We start from the raw sequence: 20,167 nt of genomic DNA on the forward strand, positions 1-20,167 counted from the left end.
AAAGCCCTCGCAAAATTAGTGAAGCTAAAATTAGAAGCGGTAGTGCGAGAAAGCTTTGTTAGCTTCGGCCATACGGTGCACGTCTTCACGCTTCTTAACAGCAGCACCTTTACCTTCAGCAGCATCCAGCAGTTCGCCAGCCAAACGCAGAGCCATAGACTTCTCGCCACGCTTGCGTGCGAAGTCTACCAACCAGCGCATTGCCAGAGCGTTACGACGGGAAGGACGAACCTCGACCGGAACCTGGTAAGTAGCACCACCAACGCGGCGCGACTTCACTTCGACCAGCGGAGCGATGGCGTCGAGTGCTTTTTCGAAGAGTTCCAGGGGATCGGTGCCAGCCTTACGGGCCGCAACGGTTTCCAGGGCACCATAAACGATACGTTCCGCAACGGCTTTCTTGCCGCTTTCCATAACGTGGTTCATGAATTTGGCGAGGATCTGGCTTCCGTATTTCGGATCGTCCAGAATCTCACGCTTTGCTGCTACGCGACGTCTTGGCATGATAAGCCCTCAAGCGGTCTTCAGGTTAGCTCGGGACAGATCCAGAGGATGCGTGCCCGACCTTACTCTTATCGACTCAATAAAATAAAAATCTGCAAAACGACCGATTACTTCGGACGCTTGGTACCGTACTTCGAACGACCCTGGTTACGGCCTTTAACGCCGGAAGTATCCAAGGAGCCGCGAACGGTGTGGTAACGAACACCTGGCAAGTCTTTTACACGACCGCCGCGGATCAGTACCACGCTGTGCTCTTGCAGGTTGTGGCCTTCACCGCCGATGTACGAGGAAACCTCGAAACCGTTGGTCAGACGCACACGGCATACTTTACGCAGTGCCGAGTTAGGTTTTTTCGGCGTGGTGGTGTACACACGGGTGCACACACCACGACGTTGCGGGCAGTTCTGCAGCGCAGGCACGTCGGATTTCTCGACGATACGCTTACGCGGCTGACGTACCAGCTGGTTGATAGTTGCCATCTACTAGCTCCACTGTTGTCTTGCGACGCTATTGTCTTGCAAGAAAAGCAAAATGGCAGGAACGAATTCCCGCCAAATTTAGGGGATCAAGAGTCTAAAGAGGATCTTGGCCCCAGTCAAGGCAAGGCCCCGACCTCCCCGCCCATCAAACCTCGACTAAATGTCTCGATTCGATGAACGGAGCGACCAGGGCCTTACGCTCATTTATCGCAGAACTCAGTTACCGCTCGAGTTCAGCGCTTCGGTCAGTGCGGCTTCCACTTCACTGGCGCTTACGCGCAACGGCTTGTCTGCTTCACGACGACGCTTGCGCTCGCTGTGATAGGCAAGACCGGTACCGGCCGGGATCAGACGACCCACGACTACGTTTTCTTTCAGGCCACGCAGGTAATCGCGCTTGCCGGTGACTGCCGCTTCGGTCAGTACGCGGGTGGTTTCCTGGAAGGAAGCCGCCGAGATGAACGATTCGGTGGACAACGACGCCTTGGTGATACCCAACAGAACGCGAGTGTACTTGGAGACAAACTTGTCTTCCGCGCCCAGACGCTCGTTTTCTACCAGTACGTGAGTCAGTTCCATCTGGTCGCCCTTGATGAAACTGGAATCGCCGGATTCAGCGATCTCAACTTTACGCAGCATCTGACGCAGGATGGTCTCGATGTGCTTGTCGTTGATCTTCACGCCTTGCAGACGATAAACGTCCTGGATCTCGTTGACGATGTACTTGGCCAGCGCGCTCACACCCAGCAGACGCAGGATGTCGTGCGGATCGCTTGGACCGTCGGAGATAACTTCGCCGCGGTTTACCTGTTCGCCTTCGAAGACGTTCAGGTGACGCCACTTCGGAATCAGCTCTTCGTACGGATCGCTACCGTCGTTCGGGGTAATGACCAGACGGCGCTTGCCTTTGGTCTCTTTACCGAACGCGATGGTGCCGCTGACTTCAGCCAAAATCGACGCTTCTTTCGGACGACGAGCTTCGAACAGGTCGGCAACACGCGGCAGACCACCGGTGATGTCACGAGTCTTCGAAGTTTCCTGCGGAATACGAGCGATAACGTCACCGATCGCAATCTTCGCACCGTCCGCTACACCGACCAGGGCGTTGGCTGGCAGGAAGTACTGAGCGATAACGTCAGTGCCTGGCAGCAACAGATCCTTGCCGTTGTCGTCGACCATCTTCACTGCTGGACGAATTTCTTTGCCCGCTGCTGGACGATCTTTCGCGTCGAGAACTTCAATGTTGGTCATACCGGTCAATTCGTCAGTCTGACGCTTGATCGTGATGCCTTCTTCCATGCCTACGTAGGTCACGGTACCTTTCATTTCGGTAACGATCGGGTGAGTGTGCGGATCCCACTTGGCCACGATTGCGCCAGCGTCGACCTTGTCACCTTCTTTAACCGAAATCACAGCACCGTACGGCAGCTTGTAACGCTCGCGCTCACGACCGAAGTCGTCAGCGATCGCCAGCTCACCGGAACGGGACACAGCAACCAGGTGGCCATCCACTCGCTCAACGTGCTTCAGGTTGTGCAGACGGACGGTACCGCCATTCTTCACCTGAACGCTGTCGGCAGCGGAAGTACGGCTTGCCGCACCACCGATGTGGAACGTACGCATGGTCAGCTGGGTACCCGGCTCACCGATGGACTGGGCAGCGATAACGCCGACCGCTTCACCGATGTTCACCTGGTGACCACGAGCCAGATCGCGACCGTAGCACTTGGCGCAAATGCCGTAGCGGGTTTCGCAACTGATCGGCGAACGCACGATCACTTCGTCGATGCTGTTCAGCTCGATGAACTCGACCCACTTCTCGTCAACCAGAGTGCCGGCAGGAACGATAACGTCCTCGGTACCCGGCTTGAACACGTCACGGGCAATAACACGACCCAATACGCGCTCACCCAACGGCTCTACAACGTCACCGCCTTCAATGTGCGGAGTCATCAGCAGACCGTGTTCGGTGCCGCAATCGATCTCGGTTACTACCAGATCCTGCGCCACGTCTACCAGACGACGCGTCAGGTAACCGGAGTTCGCAGTTTTCAACGCGGTATCCGCCAGACCCTTACGAGCACCGTGAGTCGAGATGAAGTACTGAAGTACGCTCAAACCTTCACGAAAGTTCGCGGTAATCGGCGTTTCAATGATGGAACCGTCCGGCTTGGCCATCAGACCACGCATACCGGCCAGCTGACGAATCTGTGCAGCGGAACCCCGCGCACCCGAGTCGGCCATCATGTACATCGAGTTGAAAGACTCTTGGTCGACTTCGTCGCCATGACGGTCGATGACTTTCTCTTTCGAGAGGTTGGCCATCATCGCCTTGGAAACTTCATCGTTCGCTTTCGACCAGAGGTCGATCACTTTGTTGTACTTCTCGCCCTGGGTTACCAGGCCGGAGGCGTACTGGCTCTCGATCTCTTTCACTTCGTCGGTAGCTGCACCGATGATGCGGGCTTTTTCATCCGGGATAACGAAGTCGTTAACACCGATGGAAACACCCGAGATAGTCGAGTAAGCGAAACCGGTGTACATCAACTGGTCAGCGAAGATCACGGTCTCTTTCAGACCAACCACGCGGTAGCACTGGTTGATCAGCTTGGAGATCGCCTTCTTCTTCATCGGCAGGTTGACGACGTCGTACGACAGACCTTTTGGCACAACCTGGAACAGCAGCGCACGGCCGACAGTGGTGTCGACGATACGGGTACCGCTCACGCTGTTGCCGTCACGGTCGTTGACGGTTTCGTTGATACGAACCTTGACCTTGGCATGCAGTGCGGCTTCGCCGGCACGGAATACACGGTCGACTTCCTGCAGATCCGCAAACACGCGACCTTCGCCTTTGGCGTTGATCGCTTCACGGGTCATGTAGTACAGACCCAATACAACGTCCTGCGACGGAACGATGATTGGCTCACCGTTGGCTGGCGACAGAATGTTGTTGGTCGACATCATCAACGCACGCGCTTCCAACTGGGCTTCCAGTGTCAGCGGTACGTGCACGGCCATTTGGTCGCCGTCGAAGTCGGCGTTGTACGCGGCGCAGACCAGCGGGTGCAGCTGAATAGCCTTACCTTCGATCAGTACCGGTTCAAACGCCTGGATACCCAGACGGTGAAGGGTCGGTGCACGGTTGAGCAGGACCGGGTGTTCGCGAATCACTTCGGCGAGAACGTCCCAAACCTCTGGCAGCTCGCGCTCGACCATTTTCTTGGCCGCTTTGATGGTGGTCGCCAGACCGCGCATTTCCAGCTTGCCAAAAATGAACGGCTTGAACAGCTCCAGAGCCATCTTCTTCGGCAGACCGCACTGGTGCAGACGCAGGGTCGGACCTACGGTAATTACCGAACGACCGGAGTAGTCAACACGCTTACCGAGCAAGTTCTGACGGAAACGACCCTGCTTACCCTTGATCATGTCAGCCAGGGATTTCAGAGGACGCTTGTTGGAACCGGTGATAGCGCGGCCACGACGACCGTTGTCGAGCAGTGCATCGACCGCTTCCTGCAACATACGCTTTTCGTTGCGCACGATGATGTCCGGAGCGGACAGATCGAGCAGACGCTTCAAGCGGTTGTTACGGTTGATCACTCGACGATACAGATCGTTGAGGTCGGAAGTCGCGAAACGACCACCATCCAGCGGGACCAGTGGACGCAGATCTGGCGGCAGAACCGGCAGAACGGTCAGCACCATCCACTCTGGCAGGTTGCCGGAACCCTGGAAGGCTTCCATCAACTTCAGACGCTTGGACAGCTTCTTGATCTTGGTTTCCGAGTTGGTTTGCGGAATCTCTTCGCGCAGACGGCCAATCTCGTGTTCCAGGTCGATAGCGTGCAGCAGTTCACGGACAGCTTCGGCACCCATGCGGGCATCGAAATCATCACCGAACTCTTCCAGCGCTTCGAAGTACTGCTCGTCGTTCAGCAGTTGACCTTTTTCAAGGGTGGTCATGCCTGGATCGATAACGACATAGCTCTCGAAGTAGAGAACGCGTTCGATATCACGCAGGGTCATGTCCATCAGCAGGCCGATACGCGACGGCAGCGATTTCAGGAACCAGATGTGGGCAACCGGCGAAGCCAGTTCGATGTGCGCCATGCGCTCACGACGAACCTTGGCCAGTGCAACTTCAACGCCGCACTTCTCACAGATCACACCACGGTGTTTCAAGCGCTTGTACTTACCGCACAGGCACTCGTAATCCTTTACCGGGCCAAAGATCTTGGCGCAGAACAGGCCGTCACGCTCAGGTTTGAACGTACGGTAGTTGATGGTTTCCGGCTTTTTAACTTCACCGAACGACCACGAGCGGATCATCTCCGGCGAGGCCAATCCGATACGGATGGCGTCGAACTCTTCGACTTGACCCTGGTTTTTCAGCAAATTCAGTAGGTCTTTCAAGGCCTTTCCTCCTGGCGGAGCAGAGAGCGGGCAATCCTGCCCCGCTCTCGATTCGCGTCACGTGTTATTCGGTTTCCAGATCGATATCGATGCCGAGGGAACGAATTTCCTTGATCAACACGTTGAAGGACTCGGGCATGCCCGGCTCCATACGGTGATCGCCATCCACGATGTTCTTGTACATCTTGGTACGGCCGTTCACATCGTCCGACTTCACTGTGAGCATTTCTTGCAGAGTGTAAGCAGCACCGTATGCTTCCAGTGCCCAGACCTCCATCTCCCCGAAACGCTGACCACCGAACTGCGCCTTACCACCCAGCGGCTGCTGGGTAACCAGGCTGTAAGAACCGGTAGAACGCGCGTGCATCTTGTCGTCTACCAAGTGGTTCAGCTTCAGCATGTACATGTAGCCAACGGTAACCGGACGCTCGAACTTGTTGCCGGTACGGCCGTCGGTCAGCTGCATCTGGCCGCTTTCCGGCAGGTCTGCCAGTTTCAGCATGGCCTTGATTTCGCTTTCCTTGGCGCCGTCGAACACTGGAGTGGCCATTGGAACGCCGCCACGCAGGTTGTTCGCCAGATCGAGGATTTCCTGATCGGAGAAGCTGTCAAGATCTTCGTTACGACCGCCAATCTGGTTGTAGATCTCGTCCAGGAAGGTACGCAGTTCAGCGACTTTACGCTGCTCTTCGACCATCCGGTTGATCTTCTCGCCCAGACCTTTGGCCGCGAGACCCAAGTGGGTTTCAAGGATCTGACCAACGTTCATACGCGAAGGTACGCCCAGCGGGTTGAGGACTACGTCGACCGGGGTGCCATTGGCATCGTGCGGCATGTCTTCAACCGGCATGATCACGGAGACCACACCCTTGTTACCGTGACGACCGGCCATCTTGTCGCCCGGCTGGATGCGACGACGGATTGCCAGGTAAACCTTGACGATCTTCAGCACGCCTGGAGCCAGGTCATCGCCCTGCTGCAGTTTGCGCTTCTTGTCTTCGAACTTGTCGTCCAGCAGACGGCGACGATCGACGATGTAGGCCTGAGCTTTCTCGAGCTGCTCGTTCAAAGCATCTTCAGCCATGCGCAGTTTGAACCACTGGCCATGCTCAAGACCGTCAAGCACTTCGTCGGTGATGTCCTGACCTTTCTTAAGACCGGCGCCGCCTTCAGCCTTGTGGCCTACCAGAGCGGAACGCAGACGTTCGAAAGTCGCGCCTTCAACGATGCGGAACTCTTCGTTCAGATCCTTGCGGATCTCGTCCAGCTGGGACTTCTCGATCGACAGTGCACGAGCATCACGCTCAACGCCGTCACGGGTGAAGACCTGTACGTCGATGACAGTACCTTTGGTGCCGGTTGGCACACGCAGGGAGGTGTCTTTAACGTCGCTGGCTTTCTCACCGAAGATTGCACGCAGCAGTTTTTCTTCCGGGGTCAGTTGGGTCTCGCCTTTCGGAGTGACCTTGCCGACCAGGATGTCGCCTGCGCCTACTTCAGCACCTACATAAACGATACCGGCTTCGTCCAGCTTGTTCAGTGCAGCTTCACCCACGTTCGGGATGTCCGCAGTGATTTCCTCTGGGCCAAGCTTGGTGTCACGCGCCACGCAGGTCAGTTCCTGAATGTGGATCGTGGTGAAACGGTCTTCCTGAACCACACGCTCGGACAGGCAGATGGAGTCTTCGAAGTTGAAGCCGTTCCATGCCATGAACGCGATGCGCATGTTCTGACCCAGTGCCAGTTCACCCATGTCGGTGGACGGGCCGTCGGCCATGATGTCGCTACGCTGAACGCGATCACCTTTACGCACCAGCGGACGCTGGTTGATGCAGGTGTTCTGGTTCGAGCGGGTGTATTTGGTCAAGTTGTAGATGTCGACACCGGCTTCACCGGTTTCAACTTCATCATCAGCAACGCGAACCACGATACGGCTGGCGTCGACGGAGTCGATCACGCCACCACGACGAGCCACGACGCAAACGCCGGAGTCACGGGCTACGTTACGCTCCATGCCGGTACCTACCAGCGGCTTGTCAGCGCGCAGGGTTGGTACAGCTTGACGCTGCATGTTCGAACCCATCAACGCACGGTTGGCGTCGTCGTGCTCGAGGAACGGAATCAGCGACGCAGCAACCGACACAACCTGCTTCGGCGATACGTCCATCAAGGTAACGTCTTCCGGCGCCTTGACGGTGAATTCGTTCAGGTGACGTACGGCGACCAGCTCGTCGATCAGGACTTTCTGCTCGTTCATGGTCGCCGAAGCCTGTGCGATCACGTGATCGGCTTCTTCAATAGCGGACAGGAACACGATCTCGTCGGTGACCACACCCTCTTTCACCACGCGGTACGGGCTTTCCAGGAAGCCGTACTGGTTGGTGCGAGCGTACGCAGCCAGGGAGTTGATCAGACCGATGTTCGGACCTTCCGGCGTTTCAATCGGGCAGACACGACCGTAGTGAGTCGGGTGTACGTCACGGACTTCGAAGCCTGCACGTTCACGAGTCAGACCGCCAGGGCCGAGTGCGGAGACACGACGCTTGTGGGTGATCTCGGACAGCGGGTTGTTCTGGTCCATGAACTGCGACAGCTGGCTGGAACCGAAGAACTCTTTCACCGCCGCAGCCACTGGCTTGGCGTTGATCAGATCTTGCGGCATCAGGCCTTCGCTTTCAGCCATCGACAGACGCTCTTTGACCGCACGCTCAACACGCACCAGGCCAACGCGGAACTGGTTCTCGGCCATTTCGCCTACGCAGCGAACACGACGGTTACCCAGGTGGTCGATGTCATCGACGATGCCTTTACCGTTACGGATGTCGACCAGGGTCTTCAGTACCGCGACGATGTCTTCCTTGCACAGCACGCCCGAACCTTCGATCTCGGTACGACCGATACGACGGTTGAACTTCATCCGGCCGACCGCAGACAGGTCATAGCGCTCAGGGCTGAAGAACAGGTTGTTGAACAGGGTTTCGGCAGCGTCTTTGGTTGGCGGCTCGCCTGGACGCATCATGCGATAGATCTCGACCAGCGCTTCCAATTGGTTGCTGGTGGAGTCGATCTTCAGCGTGTCGGAGACGAACGGACCGCAGTCGATGTCGTTGGTGTACAGGGTCTCGATGCGAACGACCTGGGCCTTGGCGATTTTGGCCAGGACTTCAGTGTTCAGCTCGGTGTTGCATTCAGCCAGAATTTCACCGGTGGCCGGGTGCACGATGGCCTTGGCGGTGGTGCGGCCCAGGACGTAGTCCAGCGGCACGTCCAGCGTCTTGATACCGGCTTTTTCGATCTGGTTGATGTGGCGCGCGGTAATACGGCGGCCCTGCTCAACGATGACCTTGCCTTTTTCATCCTGGATGTCCAGAACGGCAATTTCACCACGCAGACGCGAAGCAATCAGTTCCAGGCTGAGGGTTTCGCCGCTCAGGTGGAATACGTTGGTGGTGTAGAACGCGTCCAGCACTTCTTCGGTGGTGTAACCGAGTGCACGCAGCAGTACCGAGGCCGGCAGCTTGCGACGGCGGTCGATACGCACGAAGACGCAGTCTTTCGGGTCGAATTCGAAGTCCAGCCACGAACCGCGGTAAGGAATGATGCGAGCCGAGTACAGCAGTTTGCCGGAGCTGTGCGTCTTGCCGCGGTCGTGGTCGAAGAACACGCCCGGGGAACGGTGCAGCTGGGAAACGATAACACGCTCGGTACCGTTGATTACGAAGGTACCGTTTTCAGTCATCAGGGGAATTTCACCCATGTAGACTTCTTGCTCTTTGATGTCCTTGATCGCTTTGTTCGACGATTCTTTGTCGAAAATGATCAGGCGCACTTTTACCCGCAAAGGTACGGCGAAAGTTACACCGCGCAATACGCATTCTTTGACATCAAATGCCGGTTCGCCCAGGCGATAACCGACGTACTCCAGCGCAGCATTGCCGGAGTAGCTGATGATCGGGAAAACGGATTTGAAGGCCGCATGCAGGCCCACGTCGCGGAACTGATCTTTAGTCGCTCCCGCTTGCAAGAATTCACGATACGAATCCAGCTGGATGGCCAGGAGGTAAGGCACATCCATGACGTCCGGCAACTTGCTAAAGTCCTTGCGGATACGTTTTTTCTCAGTATATGAGTAAGCCATCAGCGTTCCCCAGCTTGGTCACCTGCTTGTTTGGCCCCTCCCGACGGGAGCAGCCAGAAAATCGTGCAAACCCCATGGTTTGCGCCACCGCATCGGGTGGTTACAGCGCCTTTATCAGCACCGACCCAGTCGGCTGCCAATAACGGAAAAAGGCCGGTGGCAAGAGCCACCAGCCATCAGCCTGTCGCTTGACGCTCGGGCTGGAGGAGCAAAGTCGATGCTTACTTCAGCTCGACTTTAGCGCCTGCTTCTTCCAGCTTCTTCTTGGCGTCTTCAGCCGCTTCTTTCGAAACGCCTTCAGCTACAACCTGAGGAGCGCCGTCTACTTTCTCTTTGGCTTCTTTCAGGCCCAGACCGGTCAGTTCACGAACTGCCTTGATCACGTTAACCTTCTTCTCGCCAGCTTCCAGCAGAACAACGTTGAACTCGGTTTGCTCTTCAACAACAGCGGCAGCAGCAGCTGGACCAGCCGAAGCGGCAGCAGCGGTAACACCGAAGGTTTCTTCCATCGCTTTGATCAGCTCAACGATTTCCACTACGGATTTCTGGCCGATTGCTTCGATGATTTGTTCGTTAGTCAGAGACATGACTCAATTCCTGAATTGGGGGACGGCCTACGCGACCATCGAAATAAACAAAAAACGCGAGAAGTGACGAGCCTTAGGCTGCGGCAGCTTCTTTCTGGTCGCGAATTGCCGCCAGAGTACGAGCCAATTTGCTGGTAGCGCCTTGAATCACGCTCATCAGCTGAGAAATTGCTTCGTCACGGGTCGGCAGAGTTGCCAGTACGTCGATCTGATTAGCTGCGAGGAACTTGCCCTCGAACGCAGCTGCCTTGATCTCGAACTTGTCCTGACCCTTGGCAAACTCTTTGAAGATACGGGCAGCAGCGCCCGGATGTTCGTTCGAGAATGCAATCAGGGTCGGGCCGGTGAACACGTCGTTGAGGACACTGTATTGAGTGTCAGCAACAGCGCGCTTGAGCAGGGTGTTACGTACAACACGTACGTAAACGCCAGCTTCACGAGCCTCTTTACGGAGTCCGGTCATTGCGCCTACTGTTACGCCACGTGCATCAACCACGACAGCGGACAGAGCGACTTTGGCAGCCTCGTTGACTTCAGCGACGATGGCCTTCTTGTCTTCGAGATTAATTGCCACGGGTTTAACTCCTGCTTGTTACCGTTTCATTCGATCGAAACCGAATGTCGTTTTGGTGTCTGATTCGGTAAGGAACCGGGAGCACCATCTGCGTAGGCTTATGGTTTAAGACTTGCGTCGCCTACGGTCTTGGATAGCCCCCGCCAGGCAGGGACCCCAATCTTTCAACTGGCGCGACTGATCACGCCAATTTTTGTCTTACGCGTCCAACGAGCTCTGATCGATGATCAGACCTGGGCCCATAGTGGTGCTCAGGGTAACGCGCTTGACGTAGATACCTTTCGAGGAAGCAGGCTTGATACGCTTCAGATCAGCGATCAGGGCTTCAACGTTTTCCTTCAGCTTGACGGCATCGAAGCCCATCTTGCCAACGGAAGTGTGAATGATGCCGTTCTTGTCGGTGCGATAACGGACCTGACCAGCCTTGGCGTTTTTAACCGCGGTGGCTACGTCCGGAGTTACGGTACCGACTTTCGGGTTAGGCATCAGGCCACGTGGACCGAGGATCTGACCCAACTGACCTACAACGCGCATGGCATCCGGGGATGCGATCACTACGTCATAGTTCAGGTCGCCGCCTTTCATTTCGGCAGCCAGGTCGTCCATACCTACACGGTCAGCGCCGGCAGCCAGAGCGGCCTCGGCAGCTGGACCCTGGGTGAACACAGCAACGCGAACGGTCTTGCCAGTACCGTGAGGCAGCACGGTAGCGCTACGAACGACCTGGTCGGATTTACGCGGGTCTACACCCAGGTTTACAGCAACGTCGAACGACTCGCTGAACTTGACAGTCGACAGCTCGGCCAGCAGTGCAGCGGCGTCTACAATGTTGTAGGCCTTGCCTGCTTCGATTTTGCCGGCGATAGCCTTTTGACGCTTGGTCAGCTTAGCCATTACACACCCTCCACGTTAAGGCCCATGCTACGAGCAGAACCGGCGATAGTACGCACGGCTGCATCCATATCAGCTGCAGTCAGATCCGCGTTTTTGGTTTTCGCGATTTCTTCCAGCTGAGCACGGGTAACGGTGCCAACCTTAACGGTGTTCGGACGAGCGGAACCGCTGGTCAGACCGGCCGCCTTCTTCAGTAGAACCGAAGCAGGGGTGGATTTGGTTTCGAAAGTGAAGCTACGGTCGCTGTAGACAGTGATGATTACTGGAGTCGGCAGGCCTGCTTCAATACCCTGAGTACGGGCGTTGAAAGCCTTGCAGAATTCCATGATGTTCACGCCGTGCTGACCCAGGGCAGGACCAACAGGTGGGCTTGGGTTAGCCTGAGCGGCCTTCACTTGCAGCTTGATGTAAGCGGTAATCTTCTTGGCCATGAGGCACTCCAATTACGGGTTCTAGCGCCTCGAAAGGCTCCCCGGTTACTTGCGCGTTTATCCCAGTGACGACAAAACCCCACAGCCTAAGGCTACGGGGTTGGGATTGCTTGTCCAGTTAGACCTTCTCGACCTGACTGAACTCGAGCTCCACCGGAGTAGAGCGACCGAAAATGAGCACAGCCACTTGGATCCGGCTCTTTTCGTAGTTAACTTCTTCTACAACGCCGTTGAAATCGGCGAACGGACCATCATTGACACGCACCGTCTCGCCCGGCTCGAACAACGTCTTCGGCTTAGGCTTGTCGCTACCGTCAGCAACGCGACGCAGAATTGCTTCTGCTTCTTTATCCGTGATCGGTGCAGGCTTGTCAGCGGTACCGCCGATGAAACCCATCACGCGAGGGGTATCCTTGACCAAGTGCCAAGTACCCTCGTTCATATCCATCTGGACCAGCACATAGCCAGGGAAGAACTTACGCTCGCTTTTGCGCTTCTGGCCATTGCGCATTTCCACCACTTCTTCAGTGGGAACCAGAATCTCGCCGAAGCCATCTTCCATGCCAGCCAGCTTTACGCGCTCGACAAGCGAGCGCATCACATGCTTCTCGTAACCCGAGTAAGCATGCACAACATACCAACGCTTAGCCACGGGACACCCTTAGCCGACAATCAAGGAAACAAGCCAGCCGAGCAGGGAATCAAGACCCCACAACAGCAACGCCATAACCAGAACAACAGCCACGACAATCAGCGTGGTCTGCGTGGTTTCTTGGCGAGTTGGCCACACGACTTTACGAATCTCGGTGCGAGCTTCCTTAACCAGTACAAAGAAAGACTTGCCCTTCGCAGTCTGCAGGCCTACAAAGGCAGCTACAGCAGCAATGGCAAGCAAAGCAAGTACACGGTACAGGATCGGCGAAGCAGCGTAATACTGATTGCCAACAACGCCAACAACTACCAAAGCGACTACTACAAGCCACTTGAGCAGATCGAAGCGAGAGCCTTGAGCTTCAGCTTTAGGAGTCATCTATGAAGATCCTGTGAAAAGAAAGCCAGACACACCAAGTGAATCTGGCAGGTCAGGAGGGAATCGAACCCCCAACCTACGGTTTTGGAGACCGTCGCTCTGCCAATTGAGCTACTGACCTAAAACAAAATCAGGCCGACCATTATGCCGGCCCGAAAAATACATTACAACCGCTTATTCGATGATTTTGGCTACGACACCAGCGCCGACGGTACGACCGCCTTCACGGATAGCGAAACGCAGACCATCTTCCATCGCGATGGTTTTGATCAGGGTAACAACCATTTTGATGTTGTCGCCCGGCATTACCATCTCAACGCCTTCCGGCAGCTCGCAGTTACCAGTCACATCAGTAGTACGGAAGTAGAACTGTGGACGGTAGCCTTTGAAGAACGGAGTGTGACGACCGCCTTCTTCTTTGCTCAGTACGTACACTTCAGCTTCGAACTTGGTGTGCGGCTTGACCGAACCTGGCTTGACCAGAACCTGGCCACGCTCAACGTCGTCACGCTTGGTACCACGCAGCAGAACGCCGCAGTTCTCGCCAGCACGACCTTCGTCGAGCAGTTTACGGAACATTTCAACACCGGTGCAGGTGGTGACAGTAGTGTCACGCAGACCAACGATTTCCAGTGGATCCTGAACCTTGACGATACCGCGCTCGATACGACCGGTTACAACAGTACCGCGACCGGAGATCGAGAATACGTCTTCGATTGGCATCAGGAACGGCTTGTCGATAACACGGACTGGATCCGGGATGTAGCTGTCCAGAGTCTCAACCAGCTTACGAACGGACGTGGTGCCCATTTCGTTATCGTCTTTGCCTTCCAGAGCCATACGAGCAGAACCGATGATGATCGGAGTGTCGTCACCTGGGAAGTCGTAAGTGCTCAGCAGATCGCGCACTTCCATCTCAACCAGTTCCAGCAGCTCAGCGTCGTCTACCAGGTCAGCCTTGTTCAGGTAAACCACGATGTACGGAACGCCTACCTGACGGGACAGCAGGATGTGCTCACGGGTTTGCGGCATCGGACCATCAGCGGCCGAGCAAACCAGGATCGCGCCGTCCATCTGGGCAGCACCGGTGATCATGTTCTTCACATAGTCAGCGTGACCTGGGCAGTCAACGTGAGCGTAGTGACGGATCAGCGAGTTGTATTCAACGTGTGCGGTGTTGATGGTGATACCACGAGCTTTTTCTTCTGGCGCGCTGTCGATCTTGTCGAAGTCAACGATTGCCGAACCGAATACTTCGGAGCAAACGCGAGTCAGAGCAGCAGTCAGAGTGGTTTTACCGTGGTCAACGTGACCAATGGTCCCTACGTTGACGTGGGGCAGGGAACGATCAAATTTTTCCTTAGCCATCGATATCACCCTCAAACAGAAGAATTAGACAAACAATATCAACCATTAAAACAAAGGCAGATATTTTCATATCTGCCTTGTTATATGGAGCTCTTGAGCGGATTTGAACCGCTGACCTCACCCTTACCAAGGGTGTGCTCTACCAACTGAGCTACAAGAGCAAAACCCTTTGCACAACCTGCAAACTTGGAGCGGGTAGCGGGAATCGAACCCGCATCATCAGCTTGGAAGGCTGAGGTTCTACCACTAAACTATACCCGCGGAGCCTGCAGCTCACGCTTAAATCTGGTGGAGGGAGAAGGATTCGAACCTTCGAAGTCGTAGACGTCAGATTTACAGTCTGATCCCTTTGGCCGCTCGGGAACCCCTCCTAATCAGGCCGGCATTCTATATCATGCCAAACCCCTGTCAAGCATTTTCTCATTTAAAAACCTGAGCTTAGCTGCGTTGACACGCTTCACTTTGAAATCCGGTTAAGGTGTTCGCTGTGGAGCGGGCGCCATTCTATGCAAACTATTCAGCAGGTGCAACCCCTTCGCACAGCATTATTTTATGTTTTAACTCATTGAATTCCTTGGAAAGGTTTTGCAGCTGCTGATCACCCAACAAGCGCTGCCCCTCCGGTGTAACTGTCAGCCAGAAACCGCTTCCGGCAGCATCCTTTGGGGCGGACTGCGCATTAACCTTCATCGCTGACAGCCGCTGCTGCAATCTGATAATCGAATCCTCATCAGAAAAGCCACCAAGGAACAGGCACTGCTGACGCGCTACACCCTCCTCGATGCGCCCATTGCCGGCAGCCTCACTCAACAGACGAATGTCCTGTTGTGAACCACGATACAAACTTAAAGGCGTTACGTCTTTGGCTCGCAGAGGTGCTTCTTGCTGATGCCAGACATAATAAAAAACGTTGAGTACAATAAGCAGCAGGAACAACCAACGCATATAAACCTCAGGACAATGGACACGCCATAGCCAAGCCGACAAAGACCAGGTCAGGTATAACCCTGGCCTCGGGCGAGACACCCGCAACCAATTCGGCATCCCCGCCCGTGATGAAGACAGTAAAACCTTCCCCCCAATAAGCGCGTGCCAGCTCCAACTGGGTCAGGACGAAGCCTCTCAACATCAAAGAACAACCACGCTCTACAGCCTCAACGGTAGTCCGCCCCGGGACATGACTGGAAAGCGCCCGCTCCGCCGCCTCATCTCCGTAGCGAATTTTGCGTGTATGTGTGCGCAGCTGATTCCGCATCAACGGCATACCAGGACAAATAAACCCCCCGAGATGCTCACCGTCAGCTGCAACGAAATCAGCAGTGACCGCAGTGCCGAAATCCAGAACGAGACAGGGCCGACCGGCAGCCAGATGAAAACCACCAAGCATCGCGAGCCAGCGGTCAAGCCCAAGCCGCTCATAGTCTTCATAACCATTGCGCACGCCAGACATCTCACGGGCAGGCTTCGCCGATACGATAGGAATACTGAACTCTCGCTCAATCAGCTCGATCAATGCGCCGGTTTCTTCGCTCGTCCTGACACTGACTAAACGACATTTGCGCAGCGACAGCGACGCAATCATTCGCAGGCTTTCAATCAGTGCCTGATTGGAGTCTACAACCCCTTCCGAAACTACAGTTCCAACCAGGGCTTTCAGCACGCGCCACTTTATAAAGCTGTTGCCGCAGTCAAGCTCAAGAATCATCACGCAACCTCAGGCTGAGCTCTCCGCCACTAAATACCTTCTCAACACCGTCCACTCTGAGGCGCAGCCCACCCTGATTATCAATTCCGAGCACAACGCCATCTATATGACTGTTACCCGCAATCAAGGAAACCGAGCGCCCTTGCCAGAGATGATTTTCCGCCCATTCGGCCTGGAGACTAGCGAAACCATTGGCTTGGTGCTTTTGAATATAAGTGCTGAGCTGATTGCTCAGCTCAGCCACCAGAGCATTGCGGTCACAGGCCTTACCTGACTCTAGTCTTATAGAAGTCCATTGCTGATCGACCCCTTCCGCAATTTGCATATTCACGTTGATCCCTATTCCCAGCACAACATGACAGACATCCGCCGGGTCCCCAACAAGCTCGAGCAGAATGCCAGCGATCTTCTTGCTGCCAACCAAAACATCGTTGGGCCACTTCAGTCCGGCATTCGACACTCCCGAATTTCGCAAGGCCTGCACAACAGCGAGGCCTACGACGAGACTCAGCCCTTCGAGCTGACGCATACCGCCATCGATACGCAGAGCCAGGCTGTAGTAAAGGTTTTCGGCAAACGGGCTTACCCATTTCCGTCCTCGACGACCACGCCCGGCGGTCTGCCGTTCAGCCAGCACCAAAAAAGGCGCGGAAGCACCCTGTGCAATGGAGCGCAAAGCTTCGGCATTTGTCGAATCGACAGAATCGAAGACAGTCACAGGCCATTGAGGCGACTTTTTGGCTATTTCCACAGGATCAAGCAACATCAGTGGCGCAGACAATTGATATCCCCGCCCGCGAACTTTGTGGATTGACAGACCAAGCTCAGCCTCAAGATGCTGCAGTTGCTTCCATACAGCACTTCGACTTATTCCCAGGGCTGTCCCTAGATCCTGTCCGGAATGGAATCGACCGTCCTTCAATAGGTTCAACAACGTCAACATGCAGGTTTCGCCTCACAATGAGGCCCGAATGATAGCCATGCCCCGGGCCGTTGCATAGAAATCAAGCAGACACATTTCTTGCGGACAAAACAAAACCCCAACTGCTTTCGCAATTGGGGTTTCGGAATTTAATCTTGACGATGACCTACTCTCACATGGGGAAACCCCACACTACCATCGGCGATGCATCGTTTCACTGCTGAGTTCGGGATGGGATCAGGTGGTTCCAACGCTCTATGGTCGTCAAGAAATTCGGGTACCGAATCGTGGCCAGACGGCCGCGCTTCAGCAAATTGGGTATGTGACAGCTTTCGGTGTTTGTGAGATTCAAACTTTCGGTTCGTTTCGTCTTCACACACCGCAATCTGGTGCTCTTTCGCTTTTCAGCTCGAAGCAAGCAAATTGCTTGGGTGTTATATGGTCAAGCCTCACGGGCAATTAGTATTGGTTAGCTCAACGCCTCACAGCGCTTACACACCCAACCTATCAACGTCGTAGTCTTCGACGGCCCTTCAGGGAACTCAAGGTTCCAGTGAGATCTCATCTTGAGGCAAGTTTCCCGCTTAGATGCTTTCAGCGGTTATCTTTCCCGAACATAGCTACCCGGCAATGCCACTGGCGTGACAACCGGAACACCAGAGGTTCGTCCACTCCGGTCCTCTCGTACTAGGAGCAGCCCCTCTCAAATCTCAAACGTCCACGGCAGATAGGGACCGAACTGTCTCACGACGTTCTAAACCCAGCTCGCGTACCACTTTAAATGGCGAACAGCCATACCCTTGGGACCGGCTTCAGCCCCAGGATGTGATGAGCCGACATCGAGGTGCCAAACACCGCCGTCGATATGAACTCTTGGGCGGTATCAGCCTGTTATCCCCGGAGTACCTTTTATCCGTTGAGCGATGGCCCTTCCATACAGAACCACCGGATCACTAAGACCTACTTTCGTACCTGCTCGACGTGTCTGTCTCGCAGTCAAGCGCGCTTTTGCCTTTATACTCTACGACCGATTTCCGACCGGTCTGAGCGCACCTTCGTACTCCTCCGTTACTCTTTAGGAGGAGACCGCCCCAGTCAAACTACCCACCATACACTGTCCTCGATCCGGATAACGGACCTGAGTTAGAACCTCAAAGTTGCCAGGGTGGTATTTCAAGGATGGCTCCACGCGAACTGGCGTCCACGCTTCAAAGCCTCCCACCTATCCTACACAAGCAAATTCAAAGTCCAGTGCAAAGCTATAGTAAAGGTTCACGGGGTCTTTCCGTCTAGCCGCGGATACACTGCATCTTCACAGCGATTTCAATTTCACTGAGTCTCGGGTGGAGACAGCGCCGCCATCGTTACGCCATTCGTGCAGGTCGGAACTTACCCGACAAGGAATTTCGCTACCTTAGGACCGTTATAGTTACGGCCGCCGTTTACCGGGGCTTCGATCAAGAGCTTCGCGTTAGCTAACCCCATCAATTAACCTTCCGGCACCGGGCAGGCGTCACACCCTATACGTCCACTTTCGTGTTTGCAGAGTGCTGTGTTTTTAATAAACAGTCGCAGCGGCCTGGTATCTTCGACCGGCATGAGCTTACGGAGCAAGTCCTTCACCCTCACCGGCGCACCTTCTCCCGAAGTTACGGTGCCATTTTGCCTAGTTCCTTCACCCGAGTTCTCTCAAGCGCCTTGGTATTCTCTACCCAACCACCTGTGTCGGTTTGGGGTACGGTTCCTGGTTACCTGAAGCTTAGAAGCTTTTCTTGGAAGCATGGCATCAACCACTTCGTCACCCAAAGGGTAACTCGTCATCAGCTCTCGGCCTTAAGATCCCGGATTTACCTAAGATCTCAGCCTACCACCTTAAACTTGGACAACCAACGCCAAGCTGGCCTAGCCTTCTCCGTCCCTCCATCGCAATAACCAGAAGTACAGGAATATTAACCTGTTTTCCATCGACTACGCTTTTCAGCCTCGCCTTAGGGACCGACTAACCCTGCGTCGATTAACGTTGCGCAGGAAACCTTGGTCTTTCGGCGTGGGTGTTTTTCACACCCATTGTCGTTACTCATGTCAGCATTCGCACTTCTGATACCTCCAGCAAGCTTCTCAACTCACCTTCACAGGCTTACAGAACGCTCCTCTACCGCATCACCCGAAGGTGATACCCGTAGCTTCGGTGTATGGTTTGAGCCCCGTTACATCTTCCGCGCAGGCCGACTCGACTAGTGAGCTATTACGCTTTCTTTAAAGGGTGGCTGCTTCTAAGCCAACCTCCTAGCTGTCTAAGCCTTCCCACATCGTTTCCCACTTAACCATAACTTTGGGACCTTAGCTGACGGTCTGGGTTGTTTCCCTTTTCACGACGGACGTTAGCACCCGCCGTGTGTCTCCCATGCTCGGCACTTGTAGGTATTCGGAGTTTGCATCGGTTTGGTAAGTCGGGATGACCCCCTAGCCGAAACAGTGCTCTACCCCCTACAGTGATACATGAGGCGCTACCTAAATAGCTTTCGAGGAGAACCAGCTATCTCCGAGCTTGATTAGCCTTTCACTCCGATCCACAGGTCATCCGCTAACTTTTCAACGGTAGTCGGTTCGGTCCTCCAGTTAGTGTTACCCAACCTTCAACCTGCCCATGGATAGATCGCCCGGTTTCGGGTCTATTCCCAGCGACTAGACGCCCTATTAAGACTCGCTTTCGCTACGCCTCCCCTATTCGGTTAAGCTCGCCACTGAAAATAAGTCGCTGACCCATTATACAAAAGGTACGCAGTCACCCAACAAAGTGGGCTCCCACTGCTTGTACGCATACGGTTTCAGGATCTATTTCACTCCCCTCTCCGGGGTTCTTTTCGCCTTTCCCTCACGGTACTAGTTCACTATCGGTCAGTCAGTAGTATTTAGCCTTGGAGGATGGTCCCCCCATATTCAGACAAAGTTTCTCGTGCTCCGTCCTACTCGATTTCATGACCAAGAGATTTTCGCGTACAGGGCTATCACCCACTATGGCCGCACTTTCCAGAGCGTTCCGCTAATCTCAAAGCCACTTAAGGGCTAGTCCCCGTTCGCTCGCCACTACTAAGGGAATCTCGGTTGATTTCTTTTCC

At 54.9% G+C, this 20,167-nt stretch carries 14 protein-coding genes, 4 tRNA genes and 2 rRNA genes (1 of these 20 cut by a window edge); all 20 read right to left on the minus strand.

Features of this window, described 5'->3' with window-relative positions:
• Positions 1 to 30: 30 nt before the first annotated feature.
• A complete protein-coding gene (gene rpsG, locus HU739_RS26120) occupies positions 31 to 504 on the minus strand; it encodes a 30S ribosomal protein S7 (RefSeq protein ID WP_016772941.1) in 474 nt (157 codons plus the stop codon).
• Positions 505 to 611: 107 nt separating this feature from the next.
• Positions 612 to 983, minus strand: a complete 372-nt coding sequence (rpsL, locus tag HU739_RS26125; RefSeq protein ID WP_003186084.1) for a 30S ribosomal protein S12 — start codon at positions 981 to 983, stop codon at positions 612 to 614.
• 216 nt (positions 984 to 1,199) lie between these two features.
• Entirely contained in the window at positions 1,200 to 5,399 is a 4,200-nt protein-coding gene (rpoC, locus tag HU739_RS26130; protein WP_186546711.1) for a DNA-directed RNA polymerase subunit beta', read from the minus strand.
• 64 nt (positions 5,400 to 5,463) lie between these two features.
• Positions 5,464 to 9,537 carry a DNA-directed RNA polymerase subunit beta gene (rpoB, locus tag HU739_RS26135; protein ID WP_186546710.1) on the minus strand — a complete coding sequence of 1,358 codons (4,074 nt, stop codon included), beginning with the start codon at positions 9,535 to 9,537 and terminating at the stop codon, positions 5,464 to 5,466.
• A 221-nt stretch (positions 9,538 to 9,758) separates the two neighbouring features.
• On the minus strand, positions 9,759 to 10,124 hold the full coding sequence (rplL, locus tag HU739_RS26140) for a 50S ribosomal protein L7/L12 (protein WP_003228750.1): 366 nt from the start codon (positions 10,122 to 10,124) through the stop codon (positions 9,759 to 9,761).
• A gap of 73 nt (positions 10,125 to 10,197) precedes the next feature.
• Complete coding sequence (gene rplJ / locus HU739_RS26145; protein WP_008081912.1) at positions 10,198 to 10,698, minus strand: 50S ribosomal protein L10; 501 nt, start codon at positions 10,696 to 10,698, stop codon at positions 10,198 to 10,200.
• Positions 10,699 to 10,896: 198 nt separating this feature from the next.
• A complete protein-coding gene (gene rplA, locus HU739_RS26150) occupies positions 10,897 to 11,592 on the minus strand; it encodes a 50S ribosomal protein L1 (RefSeq protein WP_042561348.1) in 696 nt (231 codons plus the stop codon).
• Entirely contained in the window at positions 11,592 to 12,023 is a 432-nt protein-coding gene (rplK, locus tag HU739_RS26155) for a 50S ribosomal protein L11 (RefSeq protein ID WP_042561349.1), read from the minus strand. Before rplK ends, rplA begins: the two co-directional genes overlap by 1 nt.
• A 118-nt stretch (positions 12,024 to 12,141) precedes the next feature.
• Positions 12,142 to 12,675, minus strand: a complete 534-nt coding sequence (gene nusG / locus HU739_RS26160; protein WP_007916492.1) for a transcription termination/antitermination protein NusG — start codon at positions 12,673 to 12,675, stop codon at positions 12,142 to 12,144.
• 9 nt (positions 12,676 to 12,684) lie between these two features.
• Positions 12,685 to 13,053 (minus strand): preprotein translocase subunit SecE, encoded by a 369-nt coding sequence (secE, locus tag HU739_RS26165; protein WP_016772937.1) that lies wholly within the window; start codon positions 13,051 to 13,053, stop codon positions 12,685 to 12,687.
• A 45-nt stretch (positions 13,054 to 13,098) separates the two neighbouring features.
• Positions 13,099 to 13,174 (minus strand) — tRNA-Trp (locus HU739_RS26170).
• 53 nt (positions 13,175 to 13,227) lie between these two features.
• On the minus strand, positions 13,228 to 14,421 hold the full coding sequence (gene tuf / locus HU739_RS26175; protein ID WP_003176426.1) for an elongation factor Tu: 1,194 nt from the start codon (positions 14,419 to 14,421) through the stop codon (positions 13,228 to 13,230).
• Between the two features lie 85 nt (positions 14,422 to 14,506).
• A tRNA-Thr gene (locus tag HU739_RS26180) sits at positions 14,507 to 14,582 on the minus strand.
• Positions 14,583 to 14,608: 26 nt separating this feature from the next.
• Positions 14,609 to 14,682, minus strand: a tRNA-Gly gene (locus HU739_RS26185).
• Between the two features lie 25 nt (positions 14,683 to 14,707).
• Positions 14,708 to 14,792: transfer RNA gene (locus HU739_RS26190), tRNA-Tyr, on the minus strand.
• 142 nt (positions 14,793 to 14,934) lie between these two features.
• A complete protein-coding gene (locus tag HU739_RS26195) occupies positions 14,935 to 15,366 on the minus strand; it encodes a hypothetical protein (RefSeq protein ID WP_186546709.1) in 432 nt (143 codons plus the stop codon).
• 7 nt (positions 15,367 to 15,373) lie between these two features.
• Complete coding sequence (locus HU739_RS26200) at positions 15,374 to 16,126, minus strand: pantothenate kinase (RefSeq protein ID WP_186546708.1); 753 nt, start codon at positions 16,124 to 16,126, stop codon at positions 15,374 to 15,376.
• Positions 16,116 to 17,069, minus strand: coding sequence for a bifunctional biotin--[acetyl-CoA-carboxylase] ligase/biotin operon repressor BirA (gene birA / locus HU739_RS26205; protein WP_186546707.1), 954 nt, complete (start codon positions 17,067 to 17,069; stop codon positions 16,116 to 16,118). The genes HU739_RS26200 and birA overlap by 11 nt, the downstream gene beginning before the upstream one ends.
• Before the next feature lie 132 nt (positions 17,070 to 17,201).
• Positions 17,202 to 17,317: ribosomal RNA gene (gene rrf / locus HU739_RS26210) — 5S ribosomal RNA — on the minus strand.
• A gap of 169 nt (positions 17,318 to 17,486) precedes the next feature.
• A 23S ribosomal RNA gene (locus tag HU739_RS26215) occupies positions 17,487 to 20,167 on the minus strand (it continues 213 nt past the right edge of the window).

Source organism: Pseudomonas hamedanensis (assembly GCF_014268595.2).
Taxonomy (GTDB): domain Bacteria; phylum Pseudomonadota; class Gammaproteobacteria; order Pseudomonadales; family Pseudomonadaceae; genus Aquipseudomonas; species Aquipseudomonas hamedanensis.

Coding starts and splice junctions, on each gene's coding strand:
- rpsG (WP_016772941.1), bottom strand. CDS start 504: ATGCCAAGACGTCGCGTAGCAGCAAAGCGTGAGATTCTGGACGATCCG.
- rpsL (WP_003186084.1), bottom strand. CDS start 983: ATGGCAACTATCAACCAGCTGGTACGTCAGCCGCGTAAGCGTATCGTC.
- rpoB (WP_186546710.1), bottom strand. CDS start 9,537: ATGGCTTACTCATATACTGAGAAAAAACGTATCCGCAAGGACTTTAGC.
- rplL (WP_003228750.1), bottom strand. CDS start 10,124: ATGTCTCTGACTAACGAACAAATCATCGAAGCAATCGGCCAGAAATCC.
- rplA (WP_042561348.1), bottom strand. CDS start 11,592: ATGGCTAAGCTGACCAAGCGTCAAAAGGCTATCGCCGGCAAAATCGAA.
- rplK (WP_042561349.1), bottom strand. CDS start 12,023: ATGGCCAAGAAGATTACCGCTTACATCAAGCTGCAAGTGAAGGCCGCT.
- secE (WP_016772937.1), bottom strand. CDS start 13,053: ATGACTCCTAAAGCTGAAGCTCAAGGCTCTCGCTTCGATCTGCTCAAG.
- tuf (WP_003176426.1), bottom strand. CDS start 14,421: ATGGCTAAGGAAAAATTTGATCGTTCCCTGCCCCACGTCAACGTAGGG.
- HU739_RS26195 (WP_186546709.1), bottom strand. CDS start 15,366: ATGCGTTGGTTGTTCCTGCTGCTTATTGTACTCAACGTTTTTTATTAT.
- HU739_RS26200 (WP_186546708.1), bottom strand. CDS start 16,126: ATGATTCTTGAGCTTGACTGCGGCAACAGCTTTATAAAGTGGCGCGTG.
- birA (WP_186546707.1), bottom strand. CDS start 17,069: ATGTTGACGTTGTTGAACCTATTGAAGGACGGTCGATTCCATTCCGGA.